This is a genomic window from Rheinheimera mangrovi (assembly GCF_003990335.1).
GTDB classification, from domain to species: Bacteria; Pseudomonadota; Gammaproteobacteria; order Enterobacterales; family Alteromonadaceae; genus Pararheinheimera; species Pararheinheimera mangrovi.
In genome coordinates, this window is sequence record NZ_CP034683.1 from 1,039,822 (window position 1) to 1,061,016 (window position 21,195).

The 21,195-nt window shown below is 47.7% G+C and carries 20 protein-coding genes; 18 read left to right on the forward strand and 2 right to left on the reverse strand.

Annotation, left to right across the window (positions count from 1 at the left end; translation table 11 throughout):
- Window positions 1–40: 40 nt before the first annotated feature.
- From eno to EK374_RS04875, 15 genes are all read left to right on the forward strand, one after another.
- Complete coding sequence (gene eno / locus EK374_RS04805; RefSeq protein ID WP_127020624.1) at window positions 41–1,336, forward strand: phosphopyruvate hydratase; 1,296 nt, start codon at window positions 41–43, stop codon at window positions 1,334–1,336.
- A 79-nt stretch (window positions 1,337–1,415) separates the two neighbouring features.
- Window positions 1,416–2,060 (forward strand): hypothetical protein, encoded by a 645-nt coding sequence (locus EK374_RS04810; RefSeq protein WP_127020626.1) that lies wholly within the window; start codon window positions 1,416–1,418, stop codon window positions 2,058–2,060.
- A gap of 93 nt (window positions 2,061–2,153) precedes the next feature.
- Window positions 2,154–2,438, forward strand: coding sequence for a cell division protein FtsB (gene ftsB / locus EK374_RS04815; RefSeq protein ID WP_127020629.1), 285 nt, complete (start codon window positions 2,154–2,156; stop codon window positions 2,436–2,438).
- Window positions 2,435–3,124: a 2-C-methyl-D-erythritol 4-phosphate cytidylyltransferase gene (ispD, locus tag EK374_RS04820; RefSeq protein ID WP_127020631.1), complete on the forward strand. Its 690-nt coding sequence runs from the start codon at window positions 2,435–2,437 to the stop codon at window positions 3,122–3,124. Before ftsB ends, ispD begins: the two co-directional genes overlap by 4 nt.
- Window positions 3,124–3,603 (forward strand): 2-C-methyl-D-erythritol 2,4-cyclodiphosphate synthase, encoded by a 480-nt coding sequence (gene ispF, locus EK374_RS04825; RefSeq protein ID WP_127026447.1) that lies wholly within the window; start codon window positions 3,124–3,126, stop codon window positions 3,601–3,603. The genes ispD and ispF overlap by 1 nt, the downstream gene beginning before the upstream one ends.
- Window positions 3,603–4,655, forward strand: coding sequence for a tRNA pseudouridine(13) synthase TruD (gene truD, locus EK374_RS04830; RefSeq protein ID WP_127020633.1), 1,053 nt, complete (start codon window positions 3,603–3,605; stop codon window positions 4,653–4,655). The genes ispF and truD overlap by 1 nt, the downstream gene beginning before the upstream one ends.
- 28 nt (window positions 4,656–4,683) lie before the next feature.
- Window positions 4,684–5,436 (forward strand): 5'/3'-nucleotidase SurE, encoded by a 753-nt coding sequence (gene surE / locus EK374_RS04835; protein WP_127020635.1) that lies wholly within the window; start codon window positions 4,684–4,686, stop codon window positions 5,434–5,436.
- A gap of 3 nt (window positions 5,437–5,439) precedes the next feature.
- Entirely contained in the window at window positions 5,440–6,078 is a 639-nt protein-coding gene (locus tag EK374_RS04840; protein ID WP_127020637.1) for a protein-L-isoaspartate(D-aspartate) O-methyltransferase, read from the forward strand.
- Window positions 6,079–6,100: 22 nt separating this feature from the next.
- A complete protein-coding gene (locus EK374_RS04845; protein WP_127020639.1) occupies window positions 6,101–6,679 on the forward strand; it encodes a YqaA family protein in 579 nt (192 codons plus the stop codon).
- 3 nt (window positions 6,680–6,682) lie between these two features.
- Window positions 6,683–7,531 (forward strand): peptidoglycan DD-metalloendopeptidase family protein, encoded by an 849-nt coding sequence (locus tag EK374_RS04850; RefSeq protein WP_127020641.1) that lies wholly within the window; start codon window positions 6,683–6,685, stop codon window positions 7,529–7,531.
- A gap of 97 nt (window positions 7,532–7,628) precedes the next feature.
- Window positions 7,629–8,627 (forward strand): RNA polymerase sigma factor RpoS, encoded by a 999-nt coding sequence (gene rpoS, locus EK374_RS04855; protein ID WP_127020643.1) that lies wholly within the window; start codon window positions 7,629–7,631, stop codon window positions 8,625–8,627.
- Between the two features lie 245 nt (window positions 8,628–8,872).
- Window positions 8,873–10,324: a circularly permuted type 2 ATP-grasp protein gene (locus EK374_RS04860; RefSeq protein WP_127020645.1), complete on the forward strand. Its 1,452-nt coding sequence runs from the start codon at window positions 8,873–8,875 to the stop codon at window positions 10,322–10,324.
- A gap of 3 nt (window positions 10,325–10,327) precedes the next feature.
- A complete protein-coding gene (locus tag EK374_RS04865) occupies window positions 10,328–11,287 on the forward strand; it encodes an alpha-E domain-containing protein (RefSeq protein ID WP_127020647.1) in 960 nt (319 codons plus the stop codon).
- Window positions 11,287–13,794, forward strand: coding sequence for a circularly permuted type 2 ATP-grasp protein (locus EK374_RS04870; RefSeq protein ID WP_127020649.1), 2,508 nt, complete (start codon window positions 11,287–11,289; stop codon window positions 13,792–13,794). Before EK374_RS04865 ends, EK374_RS04870 begins: the two co-directional genes overlap by 1 nt.
- Before the next feature lie 62 nt (window positions 13,795–13,856).
- Complete coding sequence (locus EK374_RS04875) at window positions 13,857–14,738, forward strand: transglutaminase family protein (RefSeq protein WP_127020651.1); 882 nt, start codon at window positions 13,857–13,859, stop codon at window positions 14,736–14,738.
- Between the two features lie 17 nt (window positions 14,739–14,755).
- Here the strand turns inward: EK374_RS04875 and EK374_RS04880 are convergent, their stop codons facing one another.
- Window positions 14,756–16,603 (reverse strand): alkaline phosphatase D family protein, encoded by a 1,848-nt coding sequence (locus tag EK374_RS04880; RefSeq protein ID WP_127020653.1) that lies wholly within the window; start codon window positions 16,601–16,603, stop codon window positions 14,756–14,758.
- A 144-nt stretch (window positions 16,604–16,747) separates the two neighbouring features.
- On the reverse strand, window positions 16,748–19,333 hold the full coding sequence (mutS, locus tag EK374_RS04885; protein ID WP_127020655.1) for a DNA mismatch repair protein MutS: 2,586 nt from the start codon (window positions 19,331–19,333) through the stop codon (window positions 16,748–16,750).
- Window positions 19,334–19,366: 33 nt separating this feature from the next.
- On the opposite strand from mutS, the gene EK374_RS04890 reads away from it, so the two are divergent.
- From EK374_RS04890 to EK374_RS20660, 3 genes are all read left to right on the forward strand, one after another.
- Entirely contained in the window at window positions 19,367–19,858 is a 492-nt protein-coding gene (locus EK374_RS04890) for a CinA family protein (RefSeq protein WP_127020657.1), read from the forward strand.
- Between the two features lie 66 nt (window positions 19,859–19,924).
- A complete protein-coding gene (gene recA, locus EK374_RS04895) occupies window positions 19,925–20,983 on the forward strand; it encodes a recombinase RecA (protein WP_127020659.1) in 1,059 nt (352 codons plus the stop codon).
- Between the two features lie 34 nt (window positions 20,984–21,017).
- Complete coding sequence (locus EK374_RS20660) at window positions 21,018–21,185, forward strand: hypothetical protein (RefSeq protein WP_164731820.1); 168 nt, start codon at window positions 21,018–21,020, stop codon at window positions 21,183–21,185.
- Window positions 21,186–21,195 lie beyond the last annotated feature (10 nt).

A 21,195-nucleotide genomic window follows, 5' to 3' on the forward strand; every position in this document is an offset into this window, starting at 1 on the left:
AAGTCCGGCTTTTGTTTATGCAGCATAGAAGGGGATTTACATGTCTGAGATCGTCAATATCATCGCCCGTGAGATCATGGATTCACGTGGTAACCCAACAGTAGAAGCTGACGTTTTCCTGGCCAGTGGTGCTATGGGTCGTGGCTGTGCGCCATCTGGTGCTTCTACTGGTACCCGTGAAGCTTTAGAACTGCGCGATGGTGACAAAAGCCGTTATTTAGGTAAAGGTGTTCGCACTGCTGTGGCCAATATCGATGGTCCAATCAAAGCGGCCTTAATCGGCAAAAATGCGTATAAACAAGCAGAAATTGACCAGATCATGATCGATCTGGATGGCACAGAATCTAAATCTAAATTAGGTGCTAACGCTATTCTGGCTGTGTCCTTAGCCGTAGCCCGCGCAGCAGCTGCTGATAAAAAGATCCCACTGTATCAGCACATTGCGGACTTAAATGGCACCCCTGGTGTTTACTCTATGCCAGTTCCAATGATGAACATCATCAATGGTGGTGAGCATGCCGATAACAACGTGGATATTCAGGAGTTTATGGTTCAGCCTGTTGGCGCCAAGACCTTCGCTGAAGCTCTGCGTATGGGCGCCGAAATTTTCCACCAGCTGAAAAAAGAACTGCACAGTCAGGGCTTAAACACAGCTGTAGGTGATGAAGGTGGTTTCGCGCCGGATCTGAAGTCTAACGAAGAAGCTTTAACTGTGATCTCTAAAGCTGTAGCCGCTGCAGGTTACGAGCTGAATAAAGACATCACTTTGGCATTAGACTGTGCAGCTTCTGAGTTTTATGTTGATGGTAAATACAAGCTGTCTGGCGAAGGCAAAGAATTCACTTCTTATGAATTCAACGACTTCCTGGCTGGTTTAGCGACCCGTTTCCCTATAGTTTCAATCGAAGACGGTTTGGATGAGTCAGATTGGGATGGCTGGAAAGACATGACCAATAAAATGGGCAACAAAATCCAGCTGGTCGGCGACGATTTATTCGTGACCAACACCAAGATCCTGACCCGTGGTATTGAACAGGGCATTGGTAACTCTATCCTGATCAAATTTAACCAAATCGGCAGTTTAACTGAAACTTTAGCAGCCATTAAAATGGCGAAAGATGCGGGTTTCACTGCGGTTATTTCTCACCGTTCAGGCGAAACTGAAGATGCCTTTATTGCTGACTTAGCTGTAGGTACTGCTGCTGGTCAAATCAAAACTGGTTCTTTATGCCGTTCAGACCGCGTGTCTAAGTACAACCAATTACTGCGTATCGAGCAGGAATTAGGTGCTAAAGCCCCGTACCGTGGTCGTGTAGAAATTAAAGGCCAGGCGTAAGCCAAGCCAGATAAACCAATCAAGGGGTATCTTCGTCTGACCCCTTGATTGGTTTTGCTCCCTTGATTACCATCAACGGATGAAAAAACATTCAGCCGATCAACATCAGCTGTGGCAAGGCCCAGCGCAGGACCTGACTTATACAGAGCTTTGTAACGCTTTGTATGAACGGGAGTTGATGCGTTATGCCAAAATGCCGCCCGAATTTTTAGCCAGTCTGCAAAAACGTTTAGCCAGTTTACCATTTTATATCCGCCGCGCTGCCAGCAGTATTTTGTCACATAAGTCTCCGCTTGAAATCGATAGTCAGAATGCCAGCTGGATGGGACGTCAGAGCCCACAGTGTCCGGCCAAAGAGCAGGGTATAGAGCAAATTGAGCAGTTTTATTTAAAACACAGTAAATTGGCTTTGATAGTGCCTGTGTATCAAAACCAACAGTCTCTCGAAACTGTCTTTCTGGATTCGGTGGATGAAGTTGATCTGACAGGACAAAGGCTGCACTGCAACGAACATGGCTGGTTTAGTTTTAACGGCACCCCCCTTACTGATGAAAACAGTGATAAATTCCTGCTCAAGCCAACAAAAAGCTTAATGACCGCTGCTTGTTGTGGTCATCAGTGGCTAAACAGCGAACGTAAAAGCCCGCGGGTGCTGAGTTTAAGAGAATTATTGCTAGCAAGCCGGCTGAATTGGCAGAACTTTGCTAAGCCTTTTCAGCCCTAAGTGGCATTTTTCCGCAATAAGCCCTTATTTTCGGCTTTCCACTCTGGCCGATAAGCTTCATAATACTTTCATCTCTTTATTTTTTGGTTCTCTATGCGCCTGCTGGTTTTATTGCTACTCACGCTGCTTGCAGCTCTTCAACACCGCTTGTGGCTCGGCCAACATAGCGTGATGGAGTATTGGGCACATAAAACTGAGCTTGCCAAGATGGAACAACAAAATGAAGTGCTGGCTAAACGTAATAAATTACTGAAGGCCGATGTCACCGACCTGCAAATAGGTTTGGATGCGATTGAAGAACGGGCCCGTAACGAACTGGGTTTGATTAGGCACGACGAAGTATTTTTCCGGATTATTACCCCGCTGGACAAAAAATGACCGCTATTCCTGCTGTTGCGACTGTGATCCCAGCCGCTGGTGTTGGCAAACGAATGAAGGCGGATAAGCCCAAACAGTACCTGCCACTTTGCGGTGTAACTGTACTGGAGCAGACTCTGCGTCGCTTAAAACAAGTTACTGCTTTACAGCAGTTTTATCTGGCGTTAAGCCCGGACGATCCCTATTTTCCAACATTGCCTTTAGCGACTGACTCAGGCATTCAACGGGTGGATGGTGGCCCTGAACGCGCCAACTCAGTGCTGAATGCTCTGGTTCAGATTGATGCGAAAGTCTATCCTTGGGTACTGGTACATGACGCGGCTCGCCCCGTAGTGCGGGTTAGTGATATCGAACTTTTAATTGATAGCTGCATCGAATCCAATCAGGGCGGCATTTTAGCCACGCCAGTACGCGATACCATGAAACGTGGTTCTGACAGGGTCGAGCACACTGTGGATAGAGCAGGTTTATGGCATGCCTATACGCCGCAATTGTTTCCTACAGCTTTGCTCAGAGATGCATTGCAACAGGCTTTAGCCCAGGGTGTGGCCATTACCGATGAGGCCAGTGCTATGGAATGGGCAGGATTACCTGTGCTTTTGGTGCAAGGGCATGCCGACAATATAAAAATTACTCAGGCTGAAGATTTAGCTTTGGCCGCTTTTTATCTGGAGCATTCTATATGATGCCGTTTCGTATTGGTCATGGTTTTGACGTACACGCTTTTGGTGGCGAAGGCCCTATTACTTTAGGTGGAGTGAAAATCCCCTATCAGCAAGGATTACTAGCGCATTCCGATGGTGATGTGGTGCTGCATGCCGTGTCAGATGCTTTGTTAGGCGCTATGGCCTTAGGTGATATTGGCCATCATTTTCCGGACACTGACGCCGCCTTTAAAGGCATCGACAGCCGTATTTTATTACGCAAGGTGTTTGCTGATGTCAAAGCTTTAGGTTATGAAGTCGGTAATCTGGATGTGACCATAATGGCGCAGGCACCAAAAATGGCTCCTCATATAGATGCGATGCGCGCCTGTATTGCCGAAGATCTGGTCTGTGGTTTATCGCAAGTGAATGTGAAAGCAACAACCACTGAAAAACTGGGTTTTGTGGGTCGTAAAGAAGGTATAGCCGTAGAAGCCGTAGTGCTGTTGGTGAAGTCTTAATGGCGTTGATAGCAGAGCTGCCAAAGCTAAGTTACCTTTACGGTCAACCTGAAGTTACTGCGTTGCTACGTGTACAACCTGATGATTTTATTGTGGTTGAGGAGCTGAGTTTTACACCGACAGGCGCAGGCGAGCATATGTTGCTGCTGGTGGAAAAAATTGGCCAGAATACTCAGTATGTTGCCAAGCTACTAGCGGAATTGGTTGGTTGTAAAGCCCGTCAGGTCAGTTATGCAGGTTTAAAAGACCGCCATGCGGTCACTCGTCAGTGGTTTTGTGTGCCAGTGCCTATCAAACAACAACTGAACTGGCATGAATGGAACATCGAAGGCGTTAAAATTCTCGACAGTATCCGCCATCAGCGCCGGTTAAAGTTAGGTTCAATAAAATACAACGAATTTAGCCTGACCTTACGGGATGTCAGTGATATTCCTGCTCTGTTAGAGCGGTTAGAGTTAGTAAAAAAAGGCGTGCCGAATTATTACGGCGAACAACGTTTTGGTATTCAGGGCGGTAATTTGCGTTTAGCCGAACAGTTGTTTTCCGGCGGTGGTATTGAAGATCGGAAAATACGCGGTTTAGCTTTATCGGCCAGCCGTTCTTTTTTGTTTAATTTGCAGGTCGATGCGCGGGTAAAAGCTGGTACTTTTAACCAATTATTGACTGGCGAAGTAGTGCAACTGGATGGTTCAGGTTCGATTTTTAAAGTACCGCAAGTCGATGATACTTTACGTCAGCGCTTAGTGGAGGCTGATATTCATCCTACGGCTGGCCTGCCTGGTTTAGGTGAACCGCTAATCACCGCCGATGCGCTGACTTTTGAGCAACAAAGTCTGCAGCCCTGGCAGCATTGGGTCGACAAACTGGCTGAGTTAAATGTCAGGGCCGAACGTCGTTCTATCCGGGTTCTGCCGGCAGAATTAAAGGCTGAAGTACAAGGCTTCAACGTGAAAATTAGCTTTAAACTCTATTCAGGTTGTTTTGCCACTTCCGTACTGCGGGAGCTGGTAAATTATCAGGATGTACAACGTAATTACGCCACTTTGGATTAATTACCACAGAGGCGAGGGCAGATCATAAATGCGTATTTTATTAAGTAACGACGATGGTGTGTACGCCAAAGGTATACAGGTGCTGCAGAAAGCTCTGACTGAAATTGCAGAAGTGACCACTGTAGGGCCAGATCGCAATTGCAGCGGAGCCAGTAACTCCCTGACTTTACTGAATCCGTTGCGTACTCAGCAATTGGATAATGGTTTTATTGCTGTTAATGGCACACCAACAGACTGCGTGCATTTAGCTATTAGCCAGTTATTGGCTGATGCCCCGCATCTGGTGGTGGCTGGTATTAACCATGGTGCCAACTTAGGTGACGATGTGTTGTATTCAGGCACAGTAGCAGCCGCTACCGAAGGTCGGCATCTAGGTTTGCCTGCTATAGCGGTGTCCTTGGCAGGTCGGGACGAACAGCATTTTGCCACTGCTGCTTATGTCACAGTGCAGGTGATTAAAAAATTACAATCTCATCCACTGCCTGCGGATCAAATTTTAAATATCAATGTACCGGCTGTCCCGTTAGAGCAATTACGTGGCATACAGGTCACTCGTTTAGGTCGGCGGCATAAAGCCGAAACCATGCAAAGTTCAACAGATCCGTGGGGGCGGCCAATTTATTGGTATGGCTCTTTAGGGCCTGAGCTGGATGCAGGGCCTGGCACTGATTTCTATGCGGTAGCTCAGGGCTATGCGTCCATTACGCCTTTGCATGTCGATATGACAGCCTATCGCAGTATGGAATTATTAACGGACTGGTTAGATGGAATCGAGTGTTAAGTTATGGCTGTAGTTACCCATCGTAGTGCCGCTGTTTTGGCACAAAAGCTTCAACAGGATGGTATTTCGGACAGCAGGGTTTTATCTGCTATCGCCCAGACACCACGGCATTTATTTGTCGAAGCTGTATTGGCACATAAAGCCTATGAAAATACCGCCTTGCCTATTGGGCAAGGTCAGACTATTTCGCAGCCCTATATAGTGGCGAAAATGACCGAGTTATTGTTGCAATCCCAGCAGTGCCAAAAGGTGCTGGAAATTGGTACAGGCTCTGGTTATCAGACCGCTGTACTAGCGAGGTTATTTTCACAAGTTTGTAGCGTAGAGCGGATAAAGTCGTTGCAGTTTCAGGCCAAACGTCGTTTGCAGCAGTTGGATTTGCATAATGTGTCGATGAAACATGGTGATGGTTGGCTCGGCTGGGCCAGTAAAGCGCCTTTTGATTGCATTATAGTCACGGCAGCACCGCATGAAGTGCCACAAGCCTTGCTGCAGCAACTCTCTGAAGGAGGCCGTTTAGTGATCCCCGTTGGTGCTCAGGAACAAGTGTTAAGAGTATTTACTAGGGTGGGTGATGAGTTTGAACAAAAAGATGTAGAGGCAGTACGTTTTGTGCCTTTGGTGCCTGGCGAGCTGGCTTAATTGATGTAAAAAGGAAGAATACTTGAAAGTTTTCCAATGGATGTATGACAAAGCCATAGTATGGGCAAAACATCGTCATGCCGAGCGGTATTTAGCTGGCTTAAGTTTTACTGAATCAGTTATTTTTCCTATTCCGCCAGACGTGATGTTGGCACCTATGGCATTGTCTCAACCTGATAAAGCCTGGCGTTTTGCCTGGATCACCACTTTATTTTCGGTATTTGGTGGTATTTGTGGCTACTTTCTCGGTTTATGGTTGTATGAACCCGTGGTATTGCCAGTAGTCGAATACATGGGGTATCAGGAGACCTTTGCTAAAGTAGAGCACTGGTTTACAACCTACGGGGTTTGGGTGGTCTTCATTGCTGGTTTTTCTCCTATTCCCTACAAGTTATTTACTGTGGGAGCTGGTTTGATGAATATGGCCTTTTTTCCTTTTGTCATTGCTTCTTTTATTGGCCGCGCCAGCCGGTTTTTTCTGGTCGCAGGATTGATGTATTGGGGTGGCGAAAAAATGCAGCAAAAGTTACGGGATATAGTGGATTGGCTTGGGTGGGGAACTGTAGTCCTTGGCGGCATTTTATATCTGGTATATCGCTAACTAATGAAACTTTTTAGTGTCAGTTGTCTGGTGTTGGTCTTAAGCGCTTGTAGCTCAAGAGAATCGCCAGCACCCGTCACTACATTAAACGATATCAAAAATTATTATAAAAAATATCCGAAAGGTGAACCTGGTGCTGGCCATATGGTTCAGTCTGGAGACACCTTATACTCCATTGCTTTTCGTGCCGGGCTGGATTACCGGGAGTTGGCACAACTAAACAATATTTCACCTCCGTATCGCATTTTTGTCGGTCAATATTTACGAATTGATAACAAAAAACACATATCAACTCGCGATGAACAGCGGGTTTCTTCAGTTAAAGTGTCAAAATCAGTCCCCAGTACTGTAAAAAATCCTTCACAAAGCCAAGCTAAATTAACAAGTGCTAACAAAGCTGTTGCGCGTAACAATCAAACGGGTTATGTTCGAAAGCAGGCGGTAAAGGAAAATGCAACTTCAACAGAAAATTCAGTTTCCAGTTCTAAAGTACGTTGGGCTTGGCCGGTTCGAGGACCTGTATTGGCTGGCTTCTCCAACGCAGAACATGGTAACAAAGGGTTAGATATAGGAGGAAAAGCAGGTACTCCTATAAAAGCTGCAGCAGCAGGTGAAGTGGTTTACGCGGGCAATGCACTAAGAGGCTACGGCAATCTGGTGATTATCCGTCACAATGACGACTTCTTAAGTGCTTATGCGCATAACCGTAAATTGCTGGTGAAAGAGCGTGATACTGTCGCAAGCGGACAAACTATAGCTGAAATGGGTAACACAGATGCAACCTCAGTCAGGCTGCACTTCGAAATCCGTTTCCGTGGTAAGTCCGTAGATCCAAAACGATACTTAAAATAATTAAATAAAATAAAAAATGTCACCCTGAAAGGGCGAATAGGTAAGGATACCGGGCAGTCCAGGTGATACCCAAAGCTTGTAGAACTGGGAGAAGGAAATGGGCCATAAAGATGATGATGATGTAATCGAATTTAAAGATGCCGAATTAACGGATGACGTTATTTTAGCAGATGATGATAACGCAGAACCTGATTTAGCCGCTTTAGCCGCGGAAGAAGACAATACTCCAGACGACGTTTTTACAGCCAATGATAGTCAGCGTGCTATGGACGCTACTCAGATTTATCTGGGTGAAATTGGTTTTTCCCCTTTATTATCCGCCGAAGAAGAAGTGTATTTTTCCCGCCTTGCGCTAAAAGGCGATAAAGCCGCTCGTAAACGTATGATCGAAAGTAACTTACGTTTAGTGGTTAAAATTGCCCGTCGTTATATCAACCGTGGTTTAGCTTTGCTTGATCTGATAGAAGAGGGCAACTTAGGTCTGATCCGCGCCGTAGAAAAGTTTGATCCAGAACGCGGTTTCCGTTTTTCAACCTACGCCACCTGGTGGATCCGTCAGACCATAGAACGGGCCATTATGAATCAGACCCGCACTATTCGTTTGCCTATTCATGTGGTGAAAGAGCTGAATATCTATCTGCGTGCTGCCCGTGAGTTATCACAGCGGCTGGATCATGAGCCAACGCCGGAAGAAATTGCAGCAGCGCTGGACAGGCCAGTCGAAGAAGTCCGCAAGATGTTAAAGCTGAATGAAAAAATCACTTCAGTAGATACACCAGTGGCTGGTTCTTCGGAAAAACAGTTGCTTGATGTCTTAGCCGATGAAAAAGAACTTGGCCCTGAAACTGAATTGCAAGACGCCGATATTCGTCAGCATCTGGTGATTTGGCTGGATGAGCTAAACGCTAAGCAACGAGAAGTCTTAGCCCGCCGTTTTGGTTTGTTAGGCTATGAGCCTTCGACGCTGGAAGATGTAGGTAAAGAAATTGGTTTAACCCGCGAAAGAGTAAGACAAATTCAGGTAGAGGCACTGCGCCGACTGCGTGAAATTGTCACTCATCAGGGGCTGAATATCGAAACCTTATTTCAGGAATAGTGAAGCAGGGTCAGAGCTTTGGCTCTGACCCTGCTATCCGGTTTAATAGCAAAATCCTATAGCCCATTTTAGTCCTCCGTTTTAAACCTGAAATCCTAACTTTCTCTTTATGTCACCAACTTGTAACCCAAAGTTTGAGCTTTGACCCGCACTGGCATAACCCTTGCTCTTTTCTGATACAGAACAAAAAAGGCAGGCCTTGAACTGATGTTGTTCGGGTCGTATCGGACGGGAAGGAGTCGCCAATGGGTGCAAAAAGTTTTGGGCACTATCAGCAAATCAGCCAGTGTTTTGATGAGCTGGTGCAGGCGGATGGACAAATACGACCACCGGCTGCGGCTATAGCACGTTTTATTGATCGCCACGGCTCCGCTGAGCTGATCCAAAGACAAGAGCAGTTAAATCAAACGATTAGCGCTATGGGCGTTTGCTTTACCTTGTATTCAGACGGTAATAATATCGACCGCTGCTGGCCTTTAGATGTAATGCCACGCACTATCCCAAGCTCAGAATGGCAAAAAACCAGTGCTGGCCTGAAGCAACGTTTAGCCGCTTTAAACCTGTTTATTGACGACTTGTACCACGACCAGCGCATTCTGAAGGACGGTAAAGTACCGGCTGATTTAGTGCTGGACTCTCGCAACTACCTTGCACCATGTAAGGGCATTTCGCCCCGTTATGGGGTGTGGGCCAATATCTGCGGGACAGATTTGGTGCGTGATGGCTCTGGCAAATTTTTAGTGTTGGAAGATAACTTACGGGTACCGTCCGGTGTGTCTTATATGCTGGAAAACCGCACTGTGATGAAAAGGGTATTCCCGGAATTATTTGCCGACTCTTTTATCTACCCTGTAGACGACTACCCACATCAACTCTGGCGTATGTTGGCCTCTTTATCGCCTCGTCCTGGCGATGTTCCTTGCATAGTTCTGTTAACACCTGGTGTCTATAACTCGGCTTACTTCGAGCACAGCTTTTTGGCCCAGCAAATGGGCGTTGAGCTGGCCGAAAATACCGATTTACTGGTGCAGGACGACATTGTGTATCTAAAAACTCTGCATGGCCTGCAAAGGGTGGATGTGATTTATCGCAGGGTGGATGATATTTTTATCGACCCACAAGCTTTCCGGCCCGATTCAGTCTTAGGTATTCCTGGTTTGATCAAAGCCTGGGCCAAAGGCAATGTGTCTATCGCAAATGCGCCAGGTTCTGGGGTTGCCGACGATAAAGTGATTTACGCCTATGTGCCTGAAATCATCAATTATTATCTGGGCGAACAGCCGCTGATCGACAACGTTCCTACCTATTTGTGTCTGGATCCCAAACAACGAGAGTATGTATTAGCGAATCTGGGTCAACTGGTAGTGAAACCAGCCAATGAATCCGGTGGCTACGGCATTTTGATAGGCCCACGTTCCACCAAAGAAGAGCAACAACAAATGGCGGAAGCTATTAAAGCCAATCCGCGTAATTTTATTGCTCAGCCGACTCTGGCGTTATCCACGGCCCCAACTTTATGTGACGGTGTGCTTGAGCCACGTCATCTGGATTTACGGCCCTTTATTTTACAGGGCAGAGATTTGTACTGCACCACGGGCGGTTTAAGCCGGGTGGCGCTGAAAAAAGGCTCTTTGGTGGTCAATTCGTCGCAAGGCGGCGGTAGCAAAGACACCTGGATCATCAACGATGAGGTCTGATCTATGTTATTAAAATCTTTGGATCATATATTCTGGTTAGGCCGTTATCTGGAGCGTCTGGATGACACGGCCCGTTTAATTAATGCCACCAGCCATTTGCTGATCGACAGTCACAAAGACAGCCAGTTTAGCTGGCCCTTATTACTGGATGTATTAGGTCAGAATGGCGCTGAACTGTTAAGTCAGTTACCACCAAGCGATTTGACGGTCGAGCAGCAGGTGATGAGCTTTTTAATTACGGATGCCGACAGTGAAGTCTCTATCCGTTCGGCTTGTAGCGCACTGAAACAAAATGCCAGAACAGTGCGGCAACTGATCCCACGCGATATGTGGGAAGAGCTAAATTCACTGGATTTGTTTTTACAGGAACATTGCCAGCAGTTACAAGGTCGCCAGCACAGATACCGTTTAATGACGGAGGTCAGCCGCCGTTGTCAGATGGTGGTGGGGGTGTTGGATGGCACTATGCTGCGTAGTGACGCTTTTGATTTATTTAATATTGGCCGGCATGTAGAGCGGGCAGATATGACGACCCGCATTATGGATGTGATGGTGTTGCAGCAGCTGCAACCTACCGATATCAAAAGACCACGTTTTCGCTGGACATCTATTCTGAATGCTTTGGGCGGCATAGAGTCCTACCATTATTATCTGGCGCATCAAAATACCGAAGTGGACGCAGTGGATTATTTGCTGACCTACGCTGACTTTCCGCGCTCCATTGCCTACTGTTTGCATAGAGTGGCTGCATCAGCTAAAGCTTTGCCTCATAGTGCTGCTATATTGCAACGGGTCTGGCAGTTGCAGGACTTATTAAAAACACAAAACTTATCCGAATTGACCACAGGTCAGCTGCATCAGCTGATTGACCAATTTCAAACAGGGATCATTGAATTGCATGAGGTGATTAGTACGCCAAAACCTGAATTCTCCACAGATCTTAGTCAGCAAATGTCAGCCTGATGATGACTGTGGATAGTCAGGTGTTGAAAGAGCAACTGCAATGGACTGATCTGCCGCAATGGCAGCAGTTGCAGCTCTGGTGGCAGCAGCAAAGCCAGCAGCATTTAGCGCAGCTGCATACGGATTTGCAACATCAGCTGCGGGAAAACGGTGCTACTTTTGATCCCTGGCTGGAGCAACAACGTCAGCTGGATTTAATGCCATGGCTGGTCAGTGATAAAGAGTGGCAAGAGTTGCAGACCGGGGTAAAGCAGCGTCAGTTGTTGCTCTCTATGGTATTGCAGGATTTGTATGGTCCTCAGCTGCTGATCCAGCAGGGGCTGTTGCCTGCTGAACTTATTTTCCAGAACAAAGACTATCTGCTGCCTTGCCATCAGTTGGTGCCCAGTCATCAGCAATGGCTGAGTTTACTGGCTGTGGATATAGGCCGTGATGCAGATGGCGCATTTTGCGTTTATGCCGATCAAAGCCAGATGCCGGCAGGCTTAGGTTTTGTATTAGAACACAGGCTGGCGTTTAACCACTGTATTGGTGAGCTGAATCACAGTATTGGCAAAAGCCAACTGGCCGGTTTTTTCCGTAAACTGCAGTTGGTGTTTGCGCAGGGCACCGGCCATACCGCTGAAGGGCGACGACCGCTTTGTGGTTTATTAACCCATGGCAAACGCGACGCTGCTTATTTTGAACATGCCTTTTTAGCCAATTACTTAGATATAGCCCTGATGCACAGCGCCGATCTGATGTTTAAAGACGGCGCCTTGTGGCTAAAAACTGTCACAGGTTTGCAGCAGGTCGACAGCCTGATGCGCTATTTACCAGATGCCCGTTGTGACGCGCTGGAGCTGGATCCGGACTCCACAGGCACTGCAGGTCTATTACAAAGTATTCGTCAGCAGCAGCTGTTTTGCGCCAATCCGCCAGGAGCTGCATTACTCGACTCCGGTGTGTTATTACCCTTTTTGCCCCAATTATGTCGGGCACTTTTAAATGAAGAATTGCAATTGCCTACTACTGCCGCTTATTGGTGTGGTAAGCCTGAGCAGTTGCAACAGGTTTTATCTGATGCAAGCCTGTACAGATTCCGCCGTATTGATACAGCCCAAAGCTGGCTTTGGACTGAACTGGACCTGCAGCAACAACAAGAGTTACAGCAGCAATTAGCGACTTGTCCTGAGCTTTTTATTGCTATCCGCTTGCTGCCATTGTGCTCTGTACCTTGCTGGAACGCGATTCAAGGCGAGCATCAACAGTATGGCGTGTTGCGTTTATTTGGTTTGTTGTCCGAGCAGCATAGTCCGGCAGTGATGCCTGGCGCTTTGGCTCGTATCAGCATCGACGCAAACAGCCTGCAGCATAACTACAGCATGGGCTTTGTCGCCAAAGATGTCTGGGTGCTGGCCGATCAGGACCATGCGGTCAGCCTGCTGCAAAATACCCAAAAACGCATCTTGTTGTCCCGTCATAGTGGCTTGCTGCCAAGCCGTGTCGCCGATCATTTATTCTGGCTGGGCCGTTATAACGAGCGGCTGAATTTAGTCTGCCGGGCTTTACGTTACACAGTACCGCTTTTAACAAGTGCCGGGGCCATCAGCTTTCAAAACAGCAGTTTCCAAGTGACGACTGGGCAACAAAATGACAGCAGAGCTTTAGTTCGGTTTTGCTTGCAAGCAAATGGCACCTTGCCAGACTCAGCTGCGCTGAGTTCAATACAGCAGACCAGCGCCTTGCAACAAGCCTTAAGCGAATTGTTTTCGCTGCAGCATCCGGCCGGTTTAGCGCAGGTGCTGAAAAACTTACTCTTTAACGCGCAGTCGGTGCGGGAATATTTCAGCGAAGACACTTGGTATGTGCTGGATAAATTACAGCTGGCGCTGACGCAATGGCCGAATCCACTGAACTGGCAGCAGCCGCAGCAAATGGTACGTTTGCTGGATGAAGTCATATTATTGCAGACCGCTATTTATGGTCTGAATAACGAAACCATGAGCCGAACCCAAACTCTGAGGTTTATGGATTTAGGCCAGCATCTGGAAAGGGCGTTGCAAAGTGTCACTCTGCTGCAGGAAGTTTTTGTATTTGATCAGGGCCACAGCTGCAGTGCTTCGTTGATGGAGTCTGTACTGAGAATGACGGATACTTTAATGACCTACAGACGCCGTTATAAAACCGAGCTGCACCCGCTGGCGGTGATTGATTTGCTGCTACTGGATGACAGCACGCCTCGTTCTGTCGGTTATCAGTGTGCCCGCCTGGCTAGTCAAATTCAGCAACTGCCTAAACCAGGTGCTGCTGTGGTGCTGAGCCGCGAGCAAAAACTGGCAGTGGAGCTGGTGTCTTTACTGCAACTTGCTGAACCAGAACAACTCTTTGATGATCAGTTACAGGCAACACCAGAGCTGAGGCTTTTATTACAGCAGTTGCATGCTGTGCTTAGGCAATTGTCCGACAGCATTACCTTGTCGTATTTCAGCCATGCGGAAGCGGGCAAATCCTGGCAGAGTTTTTAAATGGGCATTGATATGAACACCGGACGGGCGGATGCAAGACCCGCCCCTACAAGGTCAAACTTATGAAGTACCAGATCCGTCACCTGACCCGTTATTGTTACCAGCATCCAGTGGCGAACAGTTACAATCTGGCTTGTTTGCAGCCACGACAATTGCCGACACAAGAGTTATGTAGTTTTTCTTTAGAGGTTTTGCCTACGGCTTCTTCTGTGTATGCCAGAACAGATACTTTTGGTAATACTCAGCATTTTATTCACTTGCAGCCGCCGCATCAGCAATTGGCTGTGACAGCAAACTCTGTGGTTGAAGTTTTACCGCGCCAACAGAGTCTGGCTTTGGATTTAACTCAGCCCTGGCCGCAAGTCGCAGCTTTTTTCCGCCAGCAACAAGGTTATTCGCCAGACCAACTCAAGGCACTGTTGTGCACTGGTCCAAGCCGCATGATCCCAGTGCTGGATGAAACAAAGGCATTGATCCAGGGCCTAGCCGACCCGGCTTTGACCGTATTACAGCTGGCACAACAACTGACAGATCTGATTTTTCAACAGTTTGAATACGACCCTGAATTTAGCTCAGTGGTTACTCCAGTGTCTGAAGTGCTGCTGCATAAAAAAGGTGTCTGTCAGGATTTCGCCCAACTGGCAGTCAGCTGTCTGCGCGCTTTAGGAATACCTGCGCGTTATGTCAGTGGGTATCTGGAAACCTCACCACCAGAAGGCCAGCCACGTTTAATCGGAGCTGATGCCTCTCATGCCTGGTTTGCTGTGTACGATCCGGAACTGGGCTGGGTCGATTTTGACCCCACCAATAACCTGATGCCGGCAGAACGTCATATTACACTCGCTTATGGCCGCGACTATGCCGATGTAGTGCCACTGAAAGGCTTGCTGCAGGGCCACGGTGTGCATCAGTTAGAGGTGGAAGTGGATGTAGTGCCGATTTGATGTTGGGTCAGATCAAGCTACAAACTAAAATCCTGCATCAGTTCGTCATCGCCTTTTTCCAGCTCAAAACTGACTGTGTCGCCATCGGCGCAAAGTTGCTGAATTTTGCAGGGCACTCCTTCAGGCGTGAGCTCCAACAACCCTATGCCAGCAGCATTGACCAAACGGCGGCCTTTGGTTTCGCCTATAGGCCTGTGGTGGGTGATTTTCATGCGGCGTCTTTTGGTAAACCAGTTCAGCGGCGAGCGGGAGGCGTAAAGCCAACGGTTGGCCGTATCTAAAATGGCCAGAAGCCGATGTGGAAACTCATTTTTAAGGCCACTACTGGTGATTTGCCATATAGATGGGCTTTGCTCTTTGTGGCGTAGTTTGATCTGAAATACAAAGCTGTAATGCACATCACCGGATAAAATCACAAAGTTGCGTGGTGTTTTTGGATGGCGGAATAAATTCAGTAGCGCATAAGCAGAACCAGGATGGGTCATCCAGTTTTCAGCGTCTACCATCAGAGGTTTACCAAAACTGGTAAAAATACGCTGAATAGTTTCAATCAGTTTGACGCCAAATACAGGAGCAGGGGACACCAGCAATACAGCTTCATGGCCCAGCAGTTGTTGCTGCAATTCGGTAATAGATTCCCAATCCATCAAACCCGAAGGTTTTTCCATCGCAAGCTCTGAGCGCCAGCGCTGAGTGCGGGTATCCAATACCAACAAAGGAGGTTGGGTTGGCCAACTATAATGCCACTCAGAGAATTTAAGCAGGCTATTGATGCATTCATCATGAGTTTCAGTGCCGGGTTGGCTCAGGGCTTGTTGGCACAAGGGCAGCAGCTTTTGCACTTTCTCTGGCGCATTACCCCAGCCCTGAAATAGCAGGTATCCCATTAGTGCATTGCCAATAATACGGCGTGAGAACGGGTGTTCGTAGGCAGTTTTTTCCCACTCTGCAGTTAAATTCCAGTCGTCGGTAACATCGTGGTCATCAAACATCATGGCGACTGGCAGGTGGGCCATTAAACGCCTGACCTGGCCTAAACCTGCTTTAAATTCTTCCAGGTTTTGGGTGTATGTGGCACTGCGCTTTTGGCGCTCCTGACTAAAACTGTTGAGCAAGTCTTCAGGCATCTGCAAGTCGAGGCCTTGCCACGGCGCAGGCGACCAGACCAACAGGTACATCGAAAACACTTCAGCCATGGATATCAAATGGTTGTGAGCGCTGTCTGAGGTAAATACCGGTTTTTTTGCGCCCTGAAACAGCTGTTTTAATACCTGATAACTGGCTTCGGTGGCCGGCAGAAGTTTCTCGCGTTGGTAATAAAATGGCGTTTTGCTATGCAGTTCATGAGCTGAGCTTAAGGTGGAACAAGGTAATGCTTCGTCAGCAAAATCCAGTTTAGCTATCAGCTGATGAATAGCGTAAAGCGTAGGGGCTGCCACGTCGTCTGTGTAGACCTGGTCACCACTTAACATCAGCAAGGATGGCCATTGCGTCGGTGTTGTGTCTTTTAATTGCTGATCGGCACGGACTAAGGCATCAGCCGAAGCAAAATGCGGTTTGCGACAGGAGCCGTGCAAGACTGAATGCACTTTGGGTTTGAGAACAAAACCAGGCAAATCCCGTCCTGGATAAACTAAATCGTCCGCCCACTGCCGCCAGTTTTGCCAGTCGCTGCTGCTGGTTTTTAACTGCAGATCATAACTAATCCAGCGTTCAGTTGGCAGGGCGTCGTTCAGTTCCAAATCCAAAAAATACAAATACAATTTGCCAGCAAGTTGTATTTGTTGCACAAAGGGCTGTAGCTGTGTTGCGTCAAACTCGAGCGGTTCAGCTTGCTCAGGTTGAAGCTTAAGTTTCAATTCCACTGGCTCGGAGCTGGCTAACCAGAGACATAGCCGCTTTGGTGTCAAGCGGCGTAGCATAGGGCCAGCCCAGACCAAGGGAATACAACTGGCTGCTTTGAGCAAACTTAGTTCAGAAATAACAACACTCCTTTTTCAACCCCAATGCTACAAGCTGGCTTTCAGTTGATACAACAAATCCAAAGCCTGGCGGGCTGACAGCTGGTCCGGATCCAGTGTGGCCAATTGCTCCAGTATTGGATGAGGTTCGGCTTCGACAAATAATTGTTGTTGCAGCGGTTCTGCTGTTTTAGTCGCTGCTGGTGCTTTGGCACTGATCACAGATTGTTGTTCCAACTGAGCCAGTTTTTGTTTGGCTTTTTGGATAACCACCCGTGGCACACCAGCGAGCTGTGCTACTTGTAAACCATAACTTTTACTGGCAGCGCCGTCTTGCACCTGATGCATAAAGACGATGTGTTCGTCGTGTTCGACCGCATCCAGGTGAATATTGGCTAAGCCCTGTAACTGCGAAGCCAGCTCGGTCAGTTCAAAATAATGAGTGGCAAACAAGGTCATGGCTTTGAGCTGCTGTGCCAGGTATTCAGCGCAGGCCCACGCCAAAGATAAACCATCATAAGTGCTGGTACCACGGCCTATTTCATCCATCAACACTAAACTCTGGGCTGTGGCATGATGCAAAATAGTGGCGGTTTCTGTCATTTCAACCATAAAAGTAGAACGGCCAGATGCCAAATCATCGGAGGCACCCACCCGGGTGAAAATCCGGTCGATCGGGCCTATCACAGCTTTGTCGGCAGGCACAAAACAACCAATATAAGCCATCAACACTATTAAAGCGTTCTGACGCATATAGGTCGATTTACCGCCCATATTCGGGCCTGTAATCATCAGCATACGTCGCTCTGGCGATAGCTTAAGCGGGTTGGCGATAAAAGGCTCCGTCATCACCTGTTCCACCACAGGGTGACGGCCTGCTTCAATCTGTATACCTGGCTCAGAAGTTAGCTCAGGTTGATGGTAGTTCAGCTGTTCAGCACGCTCTGCGAAGTTGGTCAGCAAATCCAGTTCGGCCAAAGCTGCGGAAAGTTGCTGTAAGTCAGCCAGATAAGGCGCTGTTAAATCAAACAACTCATCGTAGAGCTGCTTTTCCAGCGCCAAAGCTTTGCTCTGGCTGCCAAGCACTTTGTCTTCGTATTCTTTTAACTCAGGAATAATAAAACGTTCGTTGTTTTTTAAGGTCTGGCGGCGAATATAATCGGCCGGTACCTGATCGGCAGCACTGCGGCCAGTTTCAATGTAATAACCAGCGACTCTGTTAAAGCCAACTTTGAGTGACGCTATACCAGTACGTTCTTTTTCACGTTGCTCCAACCGCTCCAGATAATCCGTAGCCCCTGTCGCCAGTTCCCGCCATTGATCCAGTTCGGCGTTATAACCTGAAGCTATCACGCCACCATCACGGATCAGCATTGGCGGAGTCTCGACTATAGCGCGTTCTAACAAGTCACAAAGCTCTGGCAGTGGCTGGCATTTAGCAGAGAGCTGCGCCAATAAAGGGCTTTGTAACATGGTCAGTTCAGGCGACAGCTCCGGCAACAACTGCAAAGCGGCACGTAAACGCGAGAAATCACGGGGCCGTGCGCTGCGCAAAGCTAAACGGGCTATGACACGCTCTGTATCACCTACTTGTTTAAACAGCGGTTGTAAATTCTGGTGATGGTGCTGCAATTCAGCCACAGCCTGATGACGAGCTGACACTAAGGACTGATCGCGCAGCGGCGCATGGATCCAGCGTTTGAGTAAACGGCTGCCCATAGCGGTCTGGCATTGATCCAGTACTGCTGCAAGGGTGTGATCAAACTGACCTGCTAAGGTTTGGGTGAGTTCTAAATTACGTCGTGTTGCTGCATCCAGAACTATACAGTCCTGGTTACGTTCAAGAGCAATAGAGCGGATATGCGGCAGCTGAGCGCGCTGAGTGTCTTTGACATAACCCATTAAGCAACCGGCCGCCATTAAAGCTACTGGGGCTTGTTCCACGCCGAAACTTTGTAAATCCCGGGTGCCAAATTGTTGAGCCAGTAAACGCTTGGCATTGCTTAGCTCAAACTCCCAGACTGGGCGGCGACGCACGCCTTTGCGGTTGATTATGCTGTCCGGCCAGTCCTGCTCTTCGGCATATAAAATTTCTGCCGGGTTTAAGCGTTGTAATAAGGCCAATAAGTCATCTAAATGAGAAACTTCATTGACTAAAAAGCGGCCGCTGCTCAGGTCCAGGTAAGCAAAACCATAACTGCCTTTGTGCTGGTACAAAGCTGACACCAGGGTGTCCTGACGTTCATTCAGCAGGGCTTCGTCTGTAACTGTGCCCGGCGTCACTATCCGCACCACAGCACGTTCAACCGGTCCTTTACTTAAAGCCGGGTCGCCAATTTGTTCACAAATAGCTGCAGACTCACCCAGTTGCACTAAACGGGCCAGGTAGCCTTCAATCGAATGATAAGGTACACCTGCCATAGGAATAGGCTGTCCTGCCGACTGGCCTCTTTTGGTTAAAGAAATATCAAGCAGAGCAGAGGCTTTTTTGGCGTCATCGTAAAACAGCTCGTAAAAGTCACCCATACGATAAAACAGCAAAATATCAGGATGCTGGCATTTCAGGCCAAGGTACTGTTGCATCATCGGAGTGTGCGGGCTTAGGGCTTGCCCGTCTTTCTGTTCTGGCGGCATAATGGCTTTAATAATTCCTGCGTTGGACCAAAGATGACAATTCCAGTAACCACCTACAACTTGGCGGCGGATCTTGGAGCGCTATTATTGCGGAAAAACTTCAGTATCACCACTGCAGAATCCTGCACTGGTGGCGGTATTGCTTATGTGTTAACCGCAGTGCCCGGCAGCTCTGCTTATCTGGACCGTTCTTTTGTAACTTACAGTAATAAAGCAAAACAACAACTGTTGGGAGTAAAAGCCGAAACCTTGTTGCAATACGGTGCCGTCAGTAAAGAAACTGTGCTGGAAATGGCCATAGGTGCAGCTAAAGCTGCTGGTGCTGAAGTAGCTGTGGCTGTATCTGGTATTGCGGGCCCTGATGGTGGTTCTGCCACTAAACCTGTGGGTACTGTGCATTTTTGTTTTGAAATTCAGGGCCATCAGGTATTGTCGCATCGCATCTTTGATGGTGAACGAGCTAGCGTGCGCCAACAGGCGATCGATTTTGTGTTGCAGCAGCTGATCTTGTTATTGACAGACTAAAGCAAAAAGACTACTGTATGAGCATACAGCACTTTGAGTGCATCCAAGAATCCACCGGAGAGAGCAATGGACGACAATAAACAAAAAGCACTGACCGCAGCCTTAGGTCAAATCGAACGCCAGTTTGGTAAAGGTTCAATTATGCGTTTGGGCGACAGCACAGCGCTTGATATCGACTTTATCCCTACAGGTTCGTTAGGTTTGGACATAGCGCTGGGTATAGGTGGTTTACCTTGTGGTCGTATTGTTGAGATCTACGGTCCTGAATCTTCAGGTAAAACGACCTTAACTTTGCAGGTTGTGGCTGAAGCTCAGCGTATGGGTAAAACCTGTGCTTTTATCGATGCTGAACACGCTCTTGACCCTGTATATGCGAAAAAATTAGGCGTAAATGTTGACGATTTATTAGTGTCTCAGCCTGATACAGGTGAACAGGCACTGGAAATTTGTGACATGTTAGTACGTTCTGCTGCGGTAGACGTGATCATCGTCGACTCTGTTGCAGCGTTGACACCACGCGCTGAAATTGAAGGCGATATGGGCGACAGCCATGTAGGTTTACAGGCGCGTTTAATGTCTCAGGCGCTTCGTAAACTGACAGGTAATATCAAACGTTCCAATACCTTATGTATTTTCATCAACCAAATCCGGATGAAAATTGGTGTGATGTTTGGTTCGCCAGAAACCACCACTGGTGGTAACGCGTTAAAATTCTATGCTTCAGTGCGTTTAGATATCCGTCGTACTGGTTCTGTCAAAGATGGCGACGAAGTCACAGGTAACGAAACCCGCGTTAAAGTAGTGAAAAACAAAGTAGCACCGCCCTTTAAACAAGCCGAATTTATTATTATGTACGGCGCTGGTATCAGCAAAGATGGTGAGCTGATCGACTTAGGTGTGCTGCATAAGCTGATCGACAAAGCTGGCGCCTGGTATGCTTACAAAGGCAACAAAATTGGTCAGGGCAAAGCCAACGCCATGAAGTACCTGCAGGAAAACCCTGCTGTAGCTAAAGAAATTGAAGCTGAATTACGCCGTATGCTGTTACTGGAACCGTCTAAAGGTGCGCCGTCCCCAGCTGAAGATTTTGGTATGGTGCCGGAAGATATGGAAGTGGATCTGTAGGCTGCAGTGACTTAGCTCTAACTCAGCACTTTAAGTGCGAGATCCCAAACAAACCCAGCTCAGGCTGGGTTTGTTGTTTTTAACAGTGTGGAATTTGAAGAAACTCTGGTTTTATCTCTTGTTCTACCGCGATATGTTTCAAGAGCAAAAGCTAATGATGTTGGTGCATGAACTAGCCGTATTGATCCACCTGCCATCTTAACTTTTATTTA

Coding starts and splice junctions, on each gene's coding strand:
- eno (WP_127020624.1), top strand. CDS start 41: ATGTCTGAGATCGTCAATATCATCGCCCGTGAGATCATGGATTCACGT.
- EK374_RS04810 (WP_127020626.1), top strand. CDS start 1,416: ATGAAAAAACATTCAGCCGATCAACATCAGCTGTGGCAAGGCCCAGCG.
- ftsB (WP_127020629.1), top strand. CDS start 2,154: ATGCGCCTGCTGGTTTTATTGCTACTCACGCTGCTTGCAGCTCTTCAA.
- ispD (WP_127020631.1), top strand. CDS start 2,435: ATGACCGCTATTCCTGCTGTTGCGACTGTGATCCCAGCCGCTGGTGTT.
- ispF (WP_127026447.1), top strand. CDS start 3,124: ATGCCGTTTCGTATTGGTCATGGTTTTGACGTACACGCTTTTGGTGGC.
- truD (WP_127020633.1), top strand. CDS start 3,603: ATGGCGTTGATAGCAGAGCTGCCAAAGCTAAGTTACCTTTACGGTCAA.
- surE (WP_127020635.1), top strand. CDS start 4,684: ATGCGTATTTTATTAAGTAACGACGATGGTGTGTACGCCAAAGGTATA.
- EK374_RS04840 (WP_127020637.1), top strand. CDS start 5,440: ATGGCTGTAGTTACCCATCGTAGTGCCGCTGTTTTGGCACAAAAGCTT.
- EK374_RS04850 (WP_127020641.1), top strand. CDS start 6,683: ATGAAACTTTTTAGTGTCAGTTGTCTGGTGTTGGTCTTAAGCGCTTGT.
- rpoS (WP_127020643.1), top strand. CDS start 7,629: ATGGGCCATAAAGATGATGATGATGTAATCGAATTTAAAGATGCCGAA.
- EK374_RS04860 (WP_127020645.1), top strand. CDS start 8,873: ATGGGTGCAAAAAGTTTTGGGCACTATCAGCAAATCAGCCAGTGTTTT.
- EK374_RS04865 (WP_127020647.1), top strand. CDS start 10,328: ATGTTATTAAAATCTTTGGATCATATATTCTGGTTAGGCCGTTATCTG.
- EK374_RS04870 (WP_127020649.1), top strand. CDS start 11,287: ATGATGACTGTGGATAGTCAGGTGTTGAAAGAGCAACTGCAATGGACT.
- EK374_RS04875 (WP_127020651.1), top strand. CDS start 13,857: ATGAAGTACCAGATCCGTCACCTGACCCGTTATTGTTACCAGCATCCA.
- mutS (WP_127020655.1), bottom strand. CDS start 19,333: ATGCCGCCAGAACAGAAAGACGGGCAAGCCCTAAGCCCGCACACTCCG.
- EK374_RS04890 (WP_127020657.1), top strand. CDS start 19,367: ATGACAATTCCAGTAACCACCTACAACTTGGCGGCGGATCTTGGAGCG.
- recA (WP_127020659.1), top strand. CDS start 19,925: ATGGACGACAATAAACAAAAAGCACTGACCGCAGCCTTAGGTCAAATC.